The 16010-nt window shown below is 67.2% G+C and carries 12 protein-coding genes; 8 read left to right on the plus strand and 4 right to left on the minus strand.

All coding sequences use genetic code 11. The features are described from left to right. Positions 1 to 28 precede the first annotated feature (28 nt). The 4 genes from dnaG (at position 29) to AC0IZS_RS00230 (ending at position 7552) form a co-directional block, all read left to right on the plus strand. Positions 29 to 2104 (plus strand): DNA primase, encoded by a 2076-nt coding sequence (dnaG, locus tag AC0IZS_RS00215; RefSeq protein ID WP_471633805.1) that lies wholly within the window; start codon positions 29 to 31, stop codon positions 2102 to 2104. Positions 2105 to 2352: 248 nt separating this feature from the next. Continuing rightward, positions 2353 to 4725 carry an RNA polymerase sigma factor RpoD gene (gene rpoD / locus AC0IZS_RS00220; RefSeq protein ID WP_471633806.1) on the plus strand — a complete coding sequence of 791 codons (2373 nt, stop codon included), beginning with the start codon at positions 2353 to 2355 and terminating at the stop codon, positions 4723 to 4725. Between the two features lie 204 nt (positions 4726 to 4929). Further along, positions 4930 to 5946, plus strand: a complete 1017-nt coding sequence (locus AC0IZS_RS00225) for a Bug family tripartite tricarboxylate transporter substrate binding protein (protein ID WP_471633807.1) — start codon at positions 4930 to 4932, stop codon at positions 5944 to 5946. Between the two features lie 64 nt (positions 5947 to 6010). Continuing rightward, positions 6011 to 7552 carry a methyl-accepting chemotaxis protein gene (locus tag AC0IZS_RS00230; RefSeq protein ID WP_471633808.1) on the plus strand — a complete coding sequence of 514 codons (1542 nt, stop codon included), beginning with the start codon at positions 6011 to 6013 and terminating at the stop codon, positions 7550 to 7552. On the opposite strand, the gene AC0IZS_RS00235 is transcribed toward AC0IZS_RS00230, so the two are convergent. Further along, positions 7553 to 8479 (minus strand): LysR family transcriptional regulator, encoded by a 927-nt coding sequence (locus AC0IZS_RS00235; RefSeq protein WP_471633809.1) that lies wholly within the window; start codon positions 8477 to 8479, stop codon positions 7553 to 7555. A 128-nt stretch (positions 8480 to 8607) separates the two neighbouring features. On the opposite strand from AC0IZS_RS00235, the gene AC0IZS_RS00240 reads away from it, so the two are divergent. Together AC0IZS_RS00240 and AC0IZS_RS00245 are read left to right on the plus strand one after the other, a co-directional pair. Further along, positions 8608 to 9774, plus strand: coding sequence for a mandelate racemase/muconate lactonizing enzyme family protein (locus AC0IZS_RS00240; RefSeq protein WP_471633810.1), 1167 nt, complete (start codon positions 8608 to 8610; stop codon positions 9772 to 9774). Between the two features lie 37 nt (positions 9775 to 9811). Beyond that, positions 9812 to 10801, plus strand: coding sequence for a tripartite tricarboxylate transporter substrate-binding protein (locus AC0IZS_RS00245; protein ID WP_471633811.1), 990 nt, complete (start codon positions 9812 to 9814; stop codon positions 10799 to 10801). A gap of 66 nt (positions 10802 to 10867) precedes the next feature. On the opposite strand, the gene AC0IZS_RS00250 is transcribed toward AC0IZS_RS00245, so the two are convergent. Then, the gene (locus AC0IZS_RS00250) at positions 10868 to 11218 is read right to left on the minus strand and encodes an Mpo1-like protein (protein ID WP_471633812.1); all 351 of its coding nucleotides are present in this window, start codon (positions 11216 to 11218) and stop codon (positions 10868 to 10870) included. Between the two features lie 139 nt (positions 11219 to 11357). On the opposite strand from AC0IZS_RS00250, the gene AC0IZS_RS00255 reads away from it, so the two are divergent. Continuing rightward, positions 11358 to 11957: a TetR/AcrR family transcriptional regulator gene (locus AC0IZS_RS00255; RefSeq protein ID WP_471633813.1), complete on the plus strand. Its 600-nt coding sequence runs from the start codon at positions 11358 to 11360 to the stop codon at positions 11955 to 11957. Then, a complete protein-coding gene (locus tag AC0IZS_RS00260; RefSeq protein WP_471633814.1) occupies positions 11954 to 13210 on the plus strand; it encodes a DUF418 domain-containing protein in 1257 nt (418 codons plus the stop codon). The genes AC0IZS_RS00255 and AC0IZS_RS00260 overlap by 4 nt, the downstream gene beginning before the upstream one ends. Before the next feature lie 18 nt (positions 13211 to 13228). On the opposite strand, the gene AC0IZS_RS00265 is transcribed toward AC0IZS_RS00260, so the two are convergent. Further along, positions 13229 to 14980 carry a GDYXXLXY domain-containing protein gene (locus AC0IZS_RS00265; RefSeq protein WP_471633815.1) on the minus strand — a complete coding sequence of 584 codons (1752 nt, stop codon included), beginning with the start codon at positions 14978 to 14980 and terminating at the stop codon, positions 13229 to 13231. Continuing rightward, positions 14977 to 15966, minus strand: coding sequence for a DUF2157 domain-containing protein (locus AC0IZS_RS00270; protein ID WP_471633816.1), 990 nt, complete (start codon positions 15964 to 15966; stop codon positions 14977 to 14979). Before AC0IZS_RS00270 ends, AC0IZS_RS00265 begins: the two co-directional genes overlap by 4 nt. Positions 15967 to 16010 lie beyond the last annotated feature (44 nt).

Below are 16010 nucleotides of genomic sequence, written 5' to 3' on the forward strand. Positions count from 1 at the left end.
CCGCCCAGGGATAGAGGAAAATGCAGCGGTGTCCATCCCCCAGTCATTCATCCAGGAACTGCTAGCCCGCACCGACGTGGTCGAGATCGTGGGCCGCTACGTCCAGTTGAAGAAGGGGGGGGCCAATTTCATGGGGCTGTGCCCTTTCCACGGGGAAAAGTCGCCGTCCTTCAGCGTCAGCCCCTCCAAACAGTTCTACCACTGCTTTGGCTGCGGCAAGAACGGCAATGCCATCGGCTTTCTCATGGACCATGCGGGCATGGGCTTTGTCGAGGCGGTGCAGGACCTGGCCCAGCAGGTCGGCCTGCAGGTACCCGACGACGACATCTCCCAGCAGGAAAAGGAGCGTGCCGCTGCGGCCCGCCAGAAGCAGGCCACGCTGACCGACGTGCTGGAAAAGGCCGGCGACGCCTACCGACGCCAGTTGCGCGAGTCGCAGCGCGCCATTGCCTACTTCAAGGGCCGGGGCGTCTCGGGTGCGGTGGCCAAGCGCTACGGCCTGGGCTACGCACCCGAGGGCTGGCGCAGCCTGGCCAGCGTGTTCCCACACTACGACGACCCGCTGCTGGAGGAAAGCGGCCTGGTCATCGTGGGCGAGGACGGGCAGGACAAGCGCTATGACCGCTTTCGCGACCGGGTGATGTTCCCCATCCGCAACGTCAAGGGCGAGTGCATCGGCTTTGGCGGGCGCGTGCTGGGCGACGACAAGCCCAAATACCTCAATTCGCCCGAAACCCCGGTGTTCCACAAGGGGCGCGAGCTCTACGGCCTGTTCGAGGCGCGCACCGCCATCCGCGAGCACGGCTACGCCCTGGTCACCGAGGGCTACATGGACGTGGTGGCGTTGGCGCAGCTGGGTTTTCCGAACGCCGTGGCCACGCTGGGCACGGCCTGCACGCCCGATCATGTGCAAAAGCTGCTGCGCTTCACCGAATCGGTGGTGTTCAGCTTCGACGGCGACAACGCCGGGCGGCGCGCCGCGCGCAAGGCGCTCGACGGCGCCCTGCCCCACGCCACGGACACGCGCAGCATCAAGTTTTTGTTCCTGCCCGCCGAGCACGACCCGGACAGCTTCATCCGCGCCAATGGGACCGATGCCTTTGCCAAGCATGTGAGCGAGGCCGTGCCGCTGAGCCGCTTCCTGGTCGAATCGGCCAGCGATGGCTGCGACCTGACCACGGCCGAGGGCCGTGCCCACATGGCCAGCAACGCCCGCCCGCTGTGGACGGCGCTGCCCGACGGCGTGCTCAAGCGCCAGTTGCTGGGCGAACTGGCCGAACTGACGCAGTTGAACGCGCGCGACCTGTCCGAGCTGTGGAACCCCGGCGGCGCCCGCGCTCCCGCCCCGGCGCCGGCACCCCAGCAGCGCCCGGCACGCACGCAGGAAGCCGCCAACCCCTATGCCGATGAGCCGCCCTGGGGCGGTTCCCCGCCCGACCTGGACGGCTGGCACCCGCCCCATGAGCCCGACTACGTGGGCGGCGGCTACCCGGGCCAGAGCGGTGGAGGCCATGGCGGCTACAGCGGCGGCGGCAGTGGCGGAACCGGCAATGGCAAGCCCCCCTTCCGCAAGGGTGGCGGCGACTGGGTCAACGTTGGCGGAAAGTGGAAGAAAAAGGACAAGGACTCCCCCTGGCCGCCCCAGCCTCGGCTGCCGCGCACCCCCGCCATGGGCCGGGCAGACCACGCTGCGCGCCTGCTGCTGTCGCACATGGGTTTCCTGGAAGAGCTCACGCACGACGACCACGCCGCCCTGTGCGCCCAGCCCGCCCCCCACGGGCCGCTGTTCACCTGGCTGGAAGGCCGGTTCCATGAGCACGGCCCCCAGGCCTGGGAAGTGCTGCGCGAGGGCCTGCGCGACCACGAGTGCGAAGACCTGGCCATGAAGGTGATGACCGGCGCCCACGCCCAGACCAAGGGCGAGCCGCAGGAACTCCGGCTGGAATTGCGCGATCTACTGAACCGGATGCTCATCGAAGACATCAAGGAACAGCAGAAACTGCTGATCCTGCAGGCGGCCAAGGACCCCACGGCCCTGGAGCGCTACCGCGTCCTGGAGCAAAAACGCGTTGTTTTATTGGGCGCAACCGTCAAAGCGGCTTGAAATCAGTCCAAATGGTATAATGTAGGGTTAGGCAAGAGCGACAGCAGCACCTCCGAGCCGGGCCACCGTGACAAACGCGCACAACCGCCCACCCATCGCAAGGACTGCACACCAAATGTTCGCCCAGACATCTTGCCCCTGAGGGATACCCCTCAAGCTGCAAAAGCACGGCTTTTGCAGTGCCACCCGCGCCGGGATCTGTGGCGCTTGCGTTTTCTTTGTGTCCGTTTTTGATTCTGAGGTTGTTCATGCCCGCTCAAAAGTCCGCGAAGCCATCCAAGTCAGCCCCAGTGACCGCCGCGAAGGCCGTCTCAAAAACCGCGGCCAAGGTGCCGGCCAAGGCAACTGCTTCCAAAACAGTTGCCGCGCCCGCCCCGGTCGCCAAGAAAGTGAAAACTGTGCCCTTGAACAAGTCTGCCGAGAAGACGGAAGCCCCCGAAGAACTCAAGAAAGCCCGCGCCAAGGCTGCCGTCGACGCAGACGGTGAAGAGGCCCCCAAGAAGCGCCCTGGCCGCCCCGCCAAGGTCGCTGGCGCAGCCACGGACGAGGCCAAGGTGCCCGCCAAGCGTGGCCGCAAACCCAAGGCCGCTGCCGGTGGTGCCGCGGAAAGCAGCGACGATGCCGACCTGTCGGACATCGAATCCGACCTGGAAGGTGAAGTCGAGGTCGAGGCCGAAGCCACGCCCACGGCCGAGAAGGTCAAGCCGCTGCGCATGAAGATCAGCAAGGCCAAGGAACGGGCCTTGATGAAGGAATTCGGCCTGGACGAGACCGTCCTGACCGAAGAAGACCTGGCCAAGCGCCGCTCGCGCCTGAAAACCCTGATCAAGCTGGGCAAGACGCGCGGCTACCTCACGCACGTCGAAATCTCCGACCACTTGCCCGACAAGCTGGTCGATGCCGAAACGCTCGAAGCCGTCATCACCACGCTGAACGACCTGGGCGTGGCCGTGTACGAGCAGACGCCCGACGCCGAGGCGCTGATCATCACCGACAACGCCCCCGCTGGCGCCAGTGAAGAAGAAGCCGAAGAAGCCGCCGAAGCCGCCCTGTCCACCGTGGACAGCGAGTTCGGCCGCACCACCGACCCCGTGCGCATGTACATGCGCGAAATGGGCACGGTGGAGCTGCTCACGCGCGAAGGCGAAATCGAGATCGCCAAGCGCATCGAAGGCGGCCTGATGGCCATGATGGAGGCGATCAGCGCATCGCCCGCCACCATCGCCGAGATCCTCAACATGGGTGAGGAGATCCGCGAAGGCAAGGTCGTCATCTCCACCATCGTGGACGGTTTCTCCAACCCCAACGAGGCCGACGACTACGTGGCCGAAGAAGACTTCGACGAATTCGACGAAGCCGACGACGACGATGGCAAGGGCGGCTCCAAGGCGCTGACCAAGAAGCTCGAAGAACTCAAGAAGCAGGCGCTGGAGCGCTTCGACAAGCTCCGGGACCTGTTCGAGAAGGTCCACAAGATCTACGACAAGGAAGGCTACGGCACGCCCGCCTACGTGAAGGCGCAGCACGCCCTGTCGGAAGAGCTGATGACCATCCGCTTCACCGCCAAGACCATCGAGAAGCTGTGCGACATGGTGCGCGGCCAGGTGGACGACGTGCGCAAGAAGGAGCGCGAGCTGCGCCGCATCATCGTGGACAAGTGCGGCATGCCGCAGGAAACCTTCATCAAGGACTTCCCGGCCAACCTGCTGAACCTCAAGTGGGTGGAAAAGCAGGCCGCCGCCGGCAAGCCCTGGAGCACGGTGATGGCGCGCAACATCCCGCCCGTGCAGGAACTGCAGCAAAAGCTGATGGACCTGCAGTCGCGCGTGGTCGTGCCGCTGACCGAGCTCAAGGACATCAACAAGCGCATGAACGAGGGCGAAGCCACCTCGCGCGATGCCAAGAAGGAAATGATCGAGGCCAACCTGCGCCTCGTGATCTCCATCGCCAAGAAGTACACGAACCGCGGCCTGCAGTTCCTCGATCTGATCCAGGAAGGCAACATCGGCCTGATGAAGGCCGTGGACAAGTTCGAATACCGCCGCGGCTACAAGTTCTCGACCTACGCCACGTGGTGGATCCGCCAGGCCATCACGCGCTCGATCGCCGACCAGGCGCGCACCATCCGTATCCCGGTGCACATGATCGAGACCATCAACAAGATGAACCGCATCAGCCGCCAGCACTTGCAGGAGTTCGGCTTCGAGCCCGATGCGTCCATCCTGGCCGCGAAGATGGAGATCCCGGAAGAGAAGATCCGCAAGATCATGAAGATCGCCAAGGAGCCGATCTCGATGGAAACCCCCATCGGCGACGACGACGACAGCCACCTGGGCGACTTCATCGAGGACGGCGCCAACACCGCCCCCATCGATGCCGCCATGCAGGCCGGCCTGCGCGACGTGGTCAAGGACATCCTGGACGGCCTCACGCCGCGCGAAGCCAAGGTGCTGCGCATGCGCTTCGGCATCGAGATGTCCACCGACCACACGCTGGAAGAAGTGGGCAAGCAGTTCGACGTGACGCGCGAACGCATCCGCCAGATCGAAGCCAAGGCGCTGCGCAAGTTGAAGCACCCCAGCCGTTCGGACAAGCTGCGCAGCTTCATCGATTCGCTGTAAGCGCCCTCGGCGAAGGCCCCTTGCAGGGGCTTTCTCGCCCCCCGACGCCCTGCCCCGCACCCGCGGCGCAGGGCGTTTTTCATGGTGGTGTGGCGGCCACAGGTGTCACGCGTTCAAGCGTATACCCTGATACTCTGGACAGCCGAATGACAGTTTCAGGGCCCACCATGGGCGACTGGATACATTCGCTTACCGAGGGAACCCATGACCGCCCACACACCCATGAACACGCGGCGCCGGCAGGTGCTGACCCGCGCGGCTGCGCTCGCCGCGCTGGCCACCCCGTTTGGCGGCACGGTGCTGGCCCAGGCCCGCCCTCCGGCCAAGGTCGCCAAGCTGGCGGGCACGCTGCGCATCGTGATCCCCGCCAATGCCGGCGGCGGCTGGGACCAGACCGGCCGCGCGCTGGGCGCTGCCCTGGTGGGCGCCGGTGCCGTGGACCAGGTGGAGTACGAGAACGTGGGCGGCAAGGGCGGCACCATCGGCCTGGCCCGCTACGCCGAGAAGTACGCCAACGACCCCAATACGCTGCTCATGGGTGGCATGGTGATGGTGGGCGCCGTGGCACTGCAAAAGCCGGCCGTGGACCTCACGCAGATCCAACCCATCGCGCGCCTGACCAGCGACTACCTGGTGGCGGCCGTGCCCGCATCCTCCCCCATCCGCACGGCCAAGGACCTGGTGGCCGCCATGAAGGCCGACCTGCCCGCCTTGCCGGTGGCCGGCGGTTCCGCGGGCGGTGTGGACCATATCTATGCGGGCGTGCTGGCCCGTGCCGCCAAGGCCAGCCCCGAGGCACTGGTCTACCGCCCCTTTGCGGGCGGCAACGAGGTGGTGGATGCGCTGGTCACCGGCAAGGCCGCCCTGGGCCTGTCGGGCTACAGCGAGTTCAGCGAAGCGATTGCGGCCGGCAAGCTGCGCGCCATCGGCGTGTCGGCCCGGCGCAGCGTGTTCGGCCTGCCCGCGTTCCGCGAGCAGGGGATCGATGCCGTCATGGCCAACTGGCGTGGCGTCTTCACGGGCAAGGGCGTCTCTGCCGCACGCCTGGCCGAGATGGTGAGCGCCGTGGAAGCCGCCACCGTGCATGAATCCTGGGTGCGCACCCTGAAAGCCAACAAGTGGGATGCCTCCTGGCTCACGGGCAAGGACCTCACCGAATTCATGGAACTGGACCTGACCACCGCCCGCGTGATGGTCTACCTGCTCAAGCTCAAAGCCTGACACCTCCCTTCGCAAGGCGCTTGCATCGCACCGCCTTCCTGCTGCCGACACCTAGGACCTCCTGATGAAAATGTCCCACTACTCCATCGGCACGCGCATGGCCGGTGCATTGGGCCTGGTGCTGGCGCTGATGATCGGTGCCGCGCTGTTCGGTATTGCCGCGCTGTACAGCACGCTGGGTACCTACGACGCCACCGTGCTGCAGCGTGTGGCGCAGGAGCGCGCGGTTTCGCGCATGGAGAGCGAGTTCAAGACCCAGGTGATGGAGTGGAAGAACACGCTGCTGCGCGGCGAGGACTCGCGCAAGCGTGAACTGCACTGGAACGCCTTCCAGGCCAGCGAAAAGCGCGTGGCCGATGCCGCCAAGGCGCTGGCGCCGCAGCTGGTGGACAGCGCCGAGCGCGCCGCGCTGCAGAAATTCGCCGACGCGCACACCCAGATGGCCCAGGGCTACCGCAAGGGTTTCGAGGCCTTCCAGTCACTGGGCTTCGTGGCATCGGCCGGTGACGCCGATGTGGCCGACATTGACCAGGGCCCGGCCAAGCTGCTGGGCGAACTCAGCCGCCAGGTGGCCGACAGCAGCGCTGCCATTGCCCAGCAGGCCGCGCAGGATGCGCGCCGTGCCCTGGTCAGCAGCCTGGTGGCACTGGCGCTGGTGAGCGCCCTGGGGGTGTTTGCCGGCTGGGTGCTCACGCGCTCGGTGGTGGGCCCGCTGCGCGTGGCCGTGTCCCTGGCCAACAAGGTGGCCGCAGGCGACCTGACGACCACCATCGCCATCGAAGGCAATGACGAGCCCGCGCGCCTGCTGCAGGCCCTGGCTGCGATGCAGGAGAACCTGGAGCGCGTGGTCTCGGGCGTGCGCACCAATGCCGAAGGCGTGGCCAGCGCCAGCGCCGAGATCGCGCAGGGCAATACCGACCTGAGCATGCGCACCGAAGACCAGGCCTCGTCACTGGACGAAACCTCATCGTCCATGCAGCAGCTGCAGCAGACCGTGCAGAACAACGCGGCAAGCGCCCAGCGGGCCAACGAACTCGCCCGCAGCGGTGCCTCGGTCGCCGAGCGCGGCGGTCAGGTCGTGGGGCAGATGGTGGAGGTGGTGCAGGGCATCCAGGAAAGCTCACGCAAGATCGCCGACATCATCGGCGTGATCGATGGCATCGCCTTCCAGACCAACATCCTCGCGCTCAATGCCGCCGTGGAAGCCGCCCGTGCCGGCGAGCAGGGCCGCGGCTTTGCCGTGGTGGCCAGCGAGGTGCGCAGCCTGGCCACGCGCAGCGCCAGCGCGGCGCGCGAGATCAAGGCACTGATCCAGACCAGCGTGGAGCGCGTGGAAGCGGGCTCCAGCCTGGCGCGCAATGCCGGCAGCACCATGGGCGAGGTGGTCGAGTCCATCCGCGGCGTGAGCACGCTGATGGAAGAGATCAGCCAGGCCAGCGCCGAACAGACCAACGACATGCTGCGCGTGACCCAGGCCATCGTGCGCATGGACGACGCCACGCAGCAGAACGCCGCGCTGGTGGAGCAAAGCGCGGCTGCCGCCGGCAGCCTGAGCGGCCAGGCCCACCAGTTGGTGGAGGCTGTGGCGGTGTTCCGGCTGCGCTGATCAAAACGTGGCAGGTGAGGGGCCAGCAGCCTCGCGCACCACCGCATCCCACAGCGCCTCGGCGGCGCGCCCCATCTGCAAGTGGGAGCGGTAGACCCGGATCTCCAGCTCGATGCTCCACTGCGGCGTGGCCGCAGCGCAGGCCAGCCGCCCCGCTGACAGATCGTCGCCCACCAGACTCTGGGGCAGCCAGGCAATGCCCCGGCCTTCCAGCGCCATCGTGCGCAGCACGGAAGCCAGGTGGGCCGTGAAAACCGTCTGCGTCGAGAGCTTCCCGAGCGCACCGTCGATGGTCTTGTGCAGGATATTGCCAAGCCCCGATTCCGCGCTGTAGGCCAGCAAGGGCGCAGCCGCACCGGAGCGCTCCAGGCCATAGAGGGCGGCACCGTCCGGCCCTACGGCACACACGGGCCGCAAGACATCGGTACCGACGCAGACCGATGGATAGGCCTGCGCGTGCAACAGGCTGGGGGCCTGCGCATGGGCATGGCACAGCACGAACTGCACCTTGCTCTGGGCCAGCAGCGCCTCGCAGCGGTGCAGCATGTCGGACTCCAGCTGCAAGGTCCCGGCCATGGTGTGCGCTCCGTAGCTGCGCAGCCACCCCGGCATGAAGGTCAGCGACAAGGCGTGGGTCGCCGCAAAGCGCAGGCTCTTCGAATTCGCCTCGGCCACCGCACGCGCCGCGCCGGGCAGGCGCGCCACCTCGGCGAGCAATTCGGGCGCAACGCCCTGAAACCACTGGCCCGCTTCCGTCAGCCTGACCGGCTGGGTGCTGCGGTCGAACAGCTCCACCCCGAGCCACTCCTCCAGCGCCCGCACGCGGCGGCCGAAGGCCGGCTGCGTCATGTGGCGGTCTTCTGCGGCGCGGGAAAAATTTCCGACGGCGGCCAGGACCAGGAAATCCTCCAGCCAGGAGATGTTCATAACAAGCCCGCTGTGCTCTGAAAGCACTGAAGAGAAGAAAAACGGCATTGGTCAAACACCGCGCGGTTGCGGATCATACCCATCCCGTCACCCGTTGTGACACCCCGTTTCGACACCCGGAGCACCGCATGAAAATCGTTGAGATCAGAGAGAAGACCATCCCCATCAGTTCGCCCATCCGCAATGCCTACATCGACTTCAGCAAGATGACGCTGAGCCTGGTGGCAGTGGTCACGGATGTGATCCGCGATGGCAAGCCAGTGGTGGGCTACGGCTTCAACTCCAACGGCCGCTATGGCCAGGGCAAGCTCATGCGCGAGCGCTTCATCCCCCGCGTGCTCGAAGCCAACCCCGAATCACTGATCGACGACAGCGGCAAGAACCTCGATCCGCACAGGATCTGGAACGCCATGTTCACCAACGAGAAGCCGGGCGGCCATGGCGAGCGCTCGGTGGCCATCGGCACCATCGACATGGCCGTGTGGGACGCCGTGGCCAAGATCGAAGGCAAGCCGCTGTTCCAGTTGCTGGCCGACCGCTACGGAAACGGCACACCCAATCGCAAGATCTTCGTCTATGCCGCCGGCGGCTACTACTACCCCGGCCAGGACCACGGCAAACTGAAAGACGAAATGAAGAGCTACATCGACCGCGGCTACACCGTGGTCAAGAAGAAGATCGGCGGTGCCTCGCTCGACGAAGACCTGCGCCGCATCGACTCCATCATGGAAGTGCTGCAGGACGGCCAGAAGCTGTGCGTGGATGCCAATGGCCGCTTCGACCTGGACACCGCCATCCAGTACGCCAAGGCGCTCTCGCAATACGACCTGTTCTGGTACGAGGAGCCCGGTGACCCACTCGATTTCGAGCTGCAGGCAGCCTTGCGCAACTACTACAAGAACCCCATGGCCACGGGCGAAGACCTGTTCTCCATGCAGGACGCGCGCAACCTGATCCGCTATGGCGGCATGCGCCCTGACCGCGACTGGCTGCAATTCGACTGCGCACTGAGCTACGGCCTGGTGGAGTACCTGCGCACGCTGGACATGCTCAAGGAACACGGCTGGTCCGCGAGCCGCTGCATCCCGCACGGCGGGCACCAGATGTCGCTGAACATCGCGGCCGGCCTGGGCCTGGGCGGCAACGAGTCCTACCCGGACCTGTTCCAGCCCTTCGGCGGCTTCCCCGATGGCGTGCAGGTGATCGACGGCCACGTCACCCTGCCCGACCTGCCAGGCATCGGCTTCGAAGGCAAGGCCGACCTGTACGCGCAGATGCAGGCACTGTCGGCCTGATCACCCCCTCAAAAACAGAACCTGAAGGAGACAAGCCATGGGCATTTTGAAGCAAGGGGCTGCAGCCGCAGCCATCGGACTGGTTGCGATCAGCATCAGCACAACCGCACGGGCGGAATTTCCGGACAAGCCAATTACCTTGGTCGTCCCCTTTTCTGCTGGCGGCCCCAGCGACAAAATTGCCCGTGATCTGGCAGAGGCCCTGCGCAAGCCTTTGGCCCAGACCGTGATCGTCGACAACACGGCAGGTGCGGGAGGCACCATCGGTGCGGCGCGCGTCGCACGTGCCTCACCGGACGGCTACACCCTGCTGGTGCACCACATCGGCATCTCCACCGCACCAGCGCTCTACAAGAAGCTGCCGTACAAAACGCTGGAAGACTTCGAATACCTTGGACTCATCAACGAAGCGCCTTCGACCCTGATCGGCAAGCCAGGCCTGGCGGCCAGCAACTTTGCGGACCTTCGCAAATGGATCAGCGCCAATGACGGAAAGGTCAACCTCGCGAATGCCGGCGTGGGCTCGGCATCCCACCTGTGCGGGCTGGTGCTGCAGGCCGGCCTGCAATCGAAGATGGCCTTCGTGCCCTACAAGGGCACGGCACCCGCCATGACCGACCTGATGGGCGGACAGGTGGACCTGATGTGCGAGCAGGCCACCAACGCCGTGCCCCAGATCGAAGCGAAGAAGGTCAAGGTCTTTGGCGTCACCAGCAAGCAGCGCATGGCGTTGCCCGCGCTTGCCCAGGTGCCCACGCTGGCCGAAGCAGGCCTGACCGGCTTCGAGATGTCGGTGTGGCATGGCGTGTATGCCCCCAAGGGCACGCCACCGGCCGTGCTGGCCAGGCTGAACGCAGCCATCCGCGCAGCGCTCAAGGACCCCGAACTCATCCAGCGCGAGGAGGCACTCGGTGTGCGCATCGTGACCGACGCGCGCCTGGACCCCGCGGAGCACAAGAAATACGTGGAGGGCGAAATGATCCGCTGGGCCAGAATCATCAAAGACTCCGGCGAAACTGCGGACTGACGATAGAAGGCGGCCGCCGGATCGATTCGACCGAAGACTCTGGGGGCTGCCAGGCCCCTCGGCGCCTCAGAACGGCACGCGGCCCAGCCAGATGTCCCGGTACATCGCCCAATCCCCCATGAAGCTGTACAGGGGGCGCTTGAAGCTGGCCGGCTTGTTCTTCTCGAAGCCGAAATGCCCCACCCACGCAAAGCCATAACCACACAGCAGGCCAACCAGCAGGAAGTACGGCTGCCGTGTGGCCACTGCCCAGGCCACGCACAGGAGCGACAGGGTGGAGCCCACGAAATGCAGGCGCCGGCAGGTGCGGTTGCTGTGCTCGGTCAGGTAGAACGGGTAGAACTCCGCGAAGCTCTTGAAAGCACGCGGGTCGGTGGGGGTGGCGGCCTTGTCGGCAGGGGTGGCGCTGAGGTCCATGGCTTGTCTCCGTAGGGTTTTGTTGTCTGCGCTTTATACGCCCAAGTGCGCCGCACAGGCGTGCCGGGTTTGACAGAGGGCAGGTGACAATGTTTAATAGATCGACTAGTTGGTCTATTAATAACCTTTGCCACCATCCATGCGCCCCGTCAATCCCGCACAGTACCAGGCCCGGCGTCAGCACATCCTGGCCGCGGCCGTGGAATGTTTCATGCGCAAAGGCTTTCACGGCACACGCACGGCCGAGATCTGTGCGCAGGCCGGCATGAGCCCCGGCAACCTGTTCCACTACTTCCCCACCAAGGAGGCCATCATTGCCGCCATCGTGGAGGAGGACCAGCGCGAGACCGCCGAGCGCTTTGCCCAGGCCGGGCAGGCGCAGGACCTGTACCAGGCGCTGCTGAACACCGTGGAAGACAGCCTGGCCCTGCTGGCGGACCCCGTCTACACCCGCATCGGCTTGGAGGTGCTGGCCGAGGGCGTGCGCAACCCGGTTGTCATGGCCTGTGTGGCGCACGGTGAGGCGGTGCGCAAGGCCGCGCTGGTGCAACTGCTGGAGGCAGCCGTGGAGCGTGGGCAAGTGCGCCTGTCCATGCCCGCAGCCCAGGCGGCGGACTGGGTGCTGCTGCTGCTCGACGGCGCCTTTGGGCGAGCCATGGTGGAGGTGCCGTTCGACAGCACGGCCTACCGCACGCTGGTGCTGGGCGCGCTGGCGACCGTGATCGGGCCCCTGGCATGACACCGGTCGGCACCCCCACTCTCCCCGGCCCTGCGACCTTGGCGCCCGCGGGCAACACCAGCCGCGAGCACGCCATCGACGCCCTGCGCGGTTTCGCGCTGCTGGGCATCCTGGTCGTCAATGCGGGCAGCTTTGCCTCGACCTACTTTGGCCTCGGCGTGGCCGACCCCGCGTTCTCGCGGCCCGTGGACCATGCCGTGCGCTGGTTCATCAGCCTGGTCTTCGAGACCAAGTTCTACCTCTTGTTCTCGCTGCTGTTCGGCTACAGCTTTGCCTTGCAGATGGATGCCGCCCAGCGCTCCGGCAGCGCCTTCGTGCCGCGCTTCCTGCGGCGCCTGGCGGGGCTTTTGCTGCTGGGGGTGGCCCATGCCTGGCTGCTGTTCTCGGGCGACATCCTGGTGACCTATGCGCTGCTGGGTTTGTTGCTGCTGGCGCTACGCAAGCTGCGGCCGGGTACTGCGGTGGTGATGGCCGTGGCGCTGCTGGCGCTGGTGTCCGCGGGCTGGGGACTGCTCGCCTGGCTGATGTCGCTCGCGCCGCCGATGGACTGGCCGCTGGCCGAGATCCACGCCAAGGCACAGCAGGCCGCACAGGCCTACCGTTCCGGGGCGATCGAGGCCATCGCCCAGCGCGGGCGCGACATGGCCGATGGCGTCTGGTTCGTGCTGGTGTTCGTGCAGGGGCCTTGTGCGCTGGCCATGTTCCTGCTGGGGTTGGCAGCCCATCGCTCGGGCTACCTGGCCACCATTGCGCTGCAGCCGGCACGCCTGCGCCGCTGGGTGCTGTGCTGCCTGCCAGTGGGCGGCCTGGGTGCCTGGGTCTATGCCACAGCGCAGAACAGCACCGTCCGCCAACCCGATCATGTGTCGGCCGCCACGCTCGCGCTGGACCTGGCGACAGCGCCCTTCCTCACCTTCAGTTATGTCGCGGCACTGCTCTGGGCCCTGCAGAGCGGATCTGCAGGCCGCCGACTGGGCGCCTGGCTGGAACCTGCGGGCCGCATGGCGCTGTCCAACTACCTGCTGCAATCCCTGGTGGGGGCGGTGGTGTTCACCGCCTACGGCCTGGCGCTGGTGGGGCAGGTGTCGCCGCTGGCGGTGTTGCTGGGCTGCCTGGCGTTGTACGCGGCCCTGCTCGTGCAGAGCCGCCGCTGGATGGGGCTACACGCCTACGGGCCAGCCGAGTGGCTGCTGCGAGCGTTCACGCTGCTGCGCCGGCCCGCATGGCAGCGCACGGCCCACCCGGTCGAGTGAGCGGTATGCGCGGCCGCATCACCGGCCGATGGGCACGAGCTGCTCGTCCGCCATGCCCACCAGCAAGGCCTTGCCGTCTGGTTGCACACGGAATTCGCCAAAGCGCGCCTGCTCCCAGCGGCTGGCATCGCCTTCGGCGAAGTACCAACCGTCCGTCACCAGCGTCCAGTCGCCGTTCTTGGGTGTGAGCTGGATGCGGAACTCGCCGGGGGCAATGGGCGCATCGTACTTTTCCACGCGCTCCCAGGCCACCACGCCGCGTGCATCGAGCCGGCCCACGGCATAGGGCCGGCTGCCCAGCAGGCCTTCCACGCCGGCTTCGCGCCGGTCGATATCGACCATGGGCGGCAGGGTGAAGCGCAGGCGCATGTAGTCGCCCTGCATCAGCGAGCGCGGGTCCACCGGGGCCAAGGGCACGTAGACCTTCTGGCCGTTGGCAATCGTGTGCTCCTTGTCGGCAATGCCGATGTTGGCCACGGCCACGGTGGCCACCGCGCTCAGAGCCAGCAGCCAGGGGCTGGCGCGGTAGGCCCAGCGGTGGGCTGCATGGCCAGGACCAGCGGCGGCGGCAGCACGTGGTGTGCGCAGCGCGCTCCAGGCCAGCACACCCAGCAGCGCGCCGCAGCCCACGAGCACCATGGCCTTGGTGGCCAGGGGCCAGGCCAGCAGGTAGTAGAAACCACCCATGATCCAGGTGCAGGCCAGGGCGGCCGCAGTGGCCTGGCCCCAGCGGCGGGTGGTGCCGGCGATGGCCAGGGCCAGCAGCGCACTGCCGAGCAAAGGCGAGAACCAGCACAGCAGCGCCAGCACCAACGCCACCACACCAGCGCGGGGCTGGCGCAGCACCGGCCAAGCGCGCTGCGCGATGGCGGCGGCACCCAGCGCCAGCAGCACGCTGGCCGCCTGCACCAGCCATTGCAGCGCAAAGGCGCGCGGCCCGACCTCCCGGCCGACCTCGCGCACCAGCTCACCGCCGATGCCGGCACCGAACGCACCGCCCACCAGGAAGGTCTGGCCCGACAGGCCGCAGATGCCCCACAGCAGCACCAGCAGCCAGCCGCAGGCCAGGGGCTCCAGCAGCGCTGCCAGCCAGTTGCCGGCACTACCGCGGCCCAGCGCATGGCGCTGCCACAGCAGCAGCCCCACCCATACCGCGAGCACGCCATGCACCATGCTCCAGGGCACCAGCGGCGACAAGGCCCAGCGGCCATCGGAGCCGGGCCAGATGAGGACAGCGAACAGCGCCGCCGCTCCCGCACCCAGCAGCACGCGCAGCCAGGGCAAGGCCACGAGTGCGGCCACGCCCAGCGCCACCACCAGCATGAAGGCGGCCGCCGGCTGCAGGCCCATGTCGCGCCCGAAGGCAAAGCCCAGCAGACCCGCGCCCGTGAGCAGCGCAGGAAACGCCAGTTGCTCCAGGAAGATCGGCAGGTCCTTGCTGCGCAGGGCGGCCGTGGCGCCGGCCAGCACCACGGCGCCGATGACGTAGGCGCCCGCGTCCCGCACGATCCACTCGCCGAAGAACAGGCCGAACATGGCCAGCAGCGGCAGCGCGGCCAGCCAGGCACCCAGCGCCGTGAGCAGCACCACGGGCCAGGGGCGCGCCGTGCCGCCGGCACGGTGTGCGTCTGCCGCCGAAGCGCCGGGCGGCAGGACGCCTTGCGCCACGGCGGCTTGCACGATGGAATCCAGAACACTCGGCGGGGCAGAGTTCACAGGTGCCGCAGCGCTTGCCGAGGTGTCCACCGGATCGATGGGAGCGCCGCTCATGCCGCTTCTCCCTGTCCCTGCTGCGATGCGGCGCGCCGCGCCAGGCGCATCACCAGATTCACGGTGGCCGCCAGCAGCCCTGCGGCCACCAGGCCGATGAGCAGCAGCGAGCCCACGAAATCACCGAGGCGGGAGCCCGAGAACATGGCGCGCGCCAACCCGGTCACCAGCAGGATGTTGAGCCCCAGCGCCGCACCACTGAGCAGGAAGATGTCGAAATGCGTGCGCGTACCTACCAGCGCGGCAGCCGCCGCCAGCAGCACCAGGCCCAGGCCGTAGTGGCCCGCCACGGGCGAGTGAAACAGGCCGCCCAGCGCGGTGAGCGTGACCAACATCAGCGCCAGCGTGCCCGCCGTGCGCAACGCCCAGACGCCTGCGCCGGTGAAGCGGTGGGCCTGTGGCAGCATGGCCGCCGCCACGGCCAGCGCAGCGCCCAGGGAGACCAGGTGCACTGTCATGTCCACAGGCGAAACGCGCCAGCTGTGGCCCGTGTGCGCCTGCGCCCACAGCGAGATGCCGACCATGGCCACCAGGGTCCATGGCACCCACACCACATCGCTGCGCACGGCCAGCGCCAGGGGAAGCGTGAGCACGGCCCACACGGCAAACAGCTGCCAGGGGTCGGCCCCGGTCTGGTAGGTCTGCCCGAAGTAGGCGAACAGCGCACCCGAGCCCAGCAGCGCCAGCATGGCCAGCGGCGCACGCGCACCGGCCCGGAACGCAGCGCCTGCGCACATGGCCAGCACAAAGCCCTGCAGCAGCGCAAAGCGCATGAAGCGGCCCAGGCTCTCCCAGTTGGCCGCGATCCACATCACCAGGCCCAGGCCACCCAGCGCCGCGGCGATGACCGCGACGGTGCGCCACAGCGTGGTGTGCAGGGCGGCAGGCGGGCGGTCGAACCCCGCGAGACCGAGCAGGCGCGTGGCGGCCGGTCGGTCCAGCGTGTGCTGGCGGGCCAGCTCGAACAGGGCGGTGCGCAGGGTCATGGGACGGGAGCCTCTGATTTAGATGGAAAAAACGGGAGCCGGTG

The sequence above is a fragment of the Acidovorax sp. AC410 genome (assembly GCF_979253235.1).

Bases quoted from the DNA above. Each gene is read 5' to 3' on its own strand.
- rpoD (WP_471633806.1), top strand. From the start codon at position 2,353: ATGCCCGCTCAAAAGTCCGCGAAGCCATCCAAGTCAGCCCCAGTGACC.
- AC0IZS_RS00245 (WP_471633811.1), top strand. From the start codon at position 9,812: ATGGGCATTTTGAAGCAAGGGGCTGCAGCCGCAGCCATCGGACTGGTT.
- AC0IZS_RS00225 (WP_471633807.1), top strand. From the start codon at position 4,930: ATGACCGCCCACACACCCATGAACACGCGGCGCCGGCAGGTGCTGACC.
- AC0IZS_RS00230 (WP_471633808.1), top strand. From the start codon at position 6,011: ATGAAAATGTCCCACTACTCCATCGGCACGCGCATGGCCGGTGCATTG.
- AC0IZS_RS00250 (WP_471633812.1), bottom strand. From the start codon at position 11,218: ATGGACCTCAGCGCCACCCCTGCCGACAAGGCCGCCACCCCCACCGAC.
- AC0IZS_RS00235 (WP_471633809.1), bottom strand. From the start codon at position 8,479: ATGAACATCTCCTGGCTGGAGGATTTCCTGGTCCTGGCCGCCGTCGGA.
- AC0IZS_RS00270 (WP_471633816.1), bottom strand. From the start codon at position 15,966: ATGACCCTGCGCACCGCCCTGTTCGAGCTGGCCCGCCAGCACACGCTG.
- AC0IZS_RS00260 (WP_471633814.1), top strand. From the start codon at position 11,954: ATGACACCGGTCGGCACCCCCACTCTCCCCGGCCCTGCGACCTTGGCG.
- AC0IZS_RS00255 (WP_471633813.1), top strand. From the start codon at position 11,358: ATGCGCCCCGTCAATCCCGCACAGTACCAGGCCCGGCGTCAGCACATC.
- AC0IZS_RS00240 (WP_471633810.1), top strand. From the start codon at position 8,608: ATGAAAATCGTTGAGATCAGAGAGAAGACCATCCCCATCAGTTCGCCC.
- AC0IZS_RS00265 (WP_471633815.1), bottom strand. From the start codon at position 14,980: ATGAGCGGCGCTCCCATCGATCCGGTGGACACCTCGGCAAGCGCTGCG.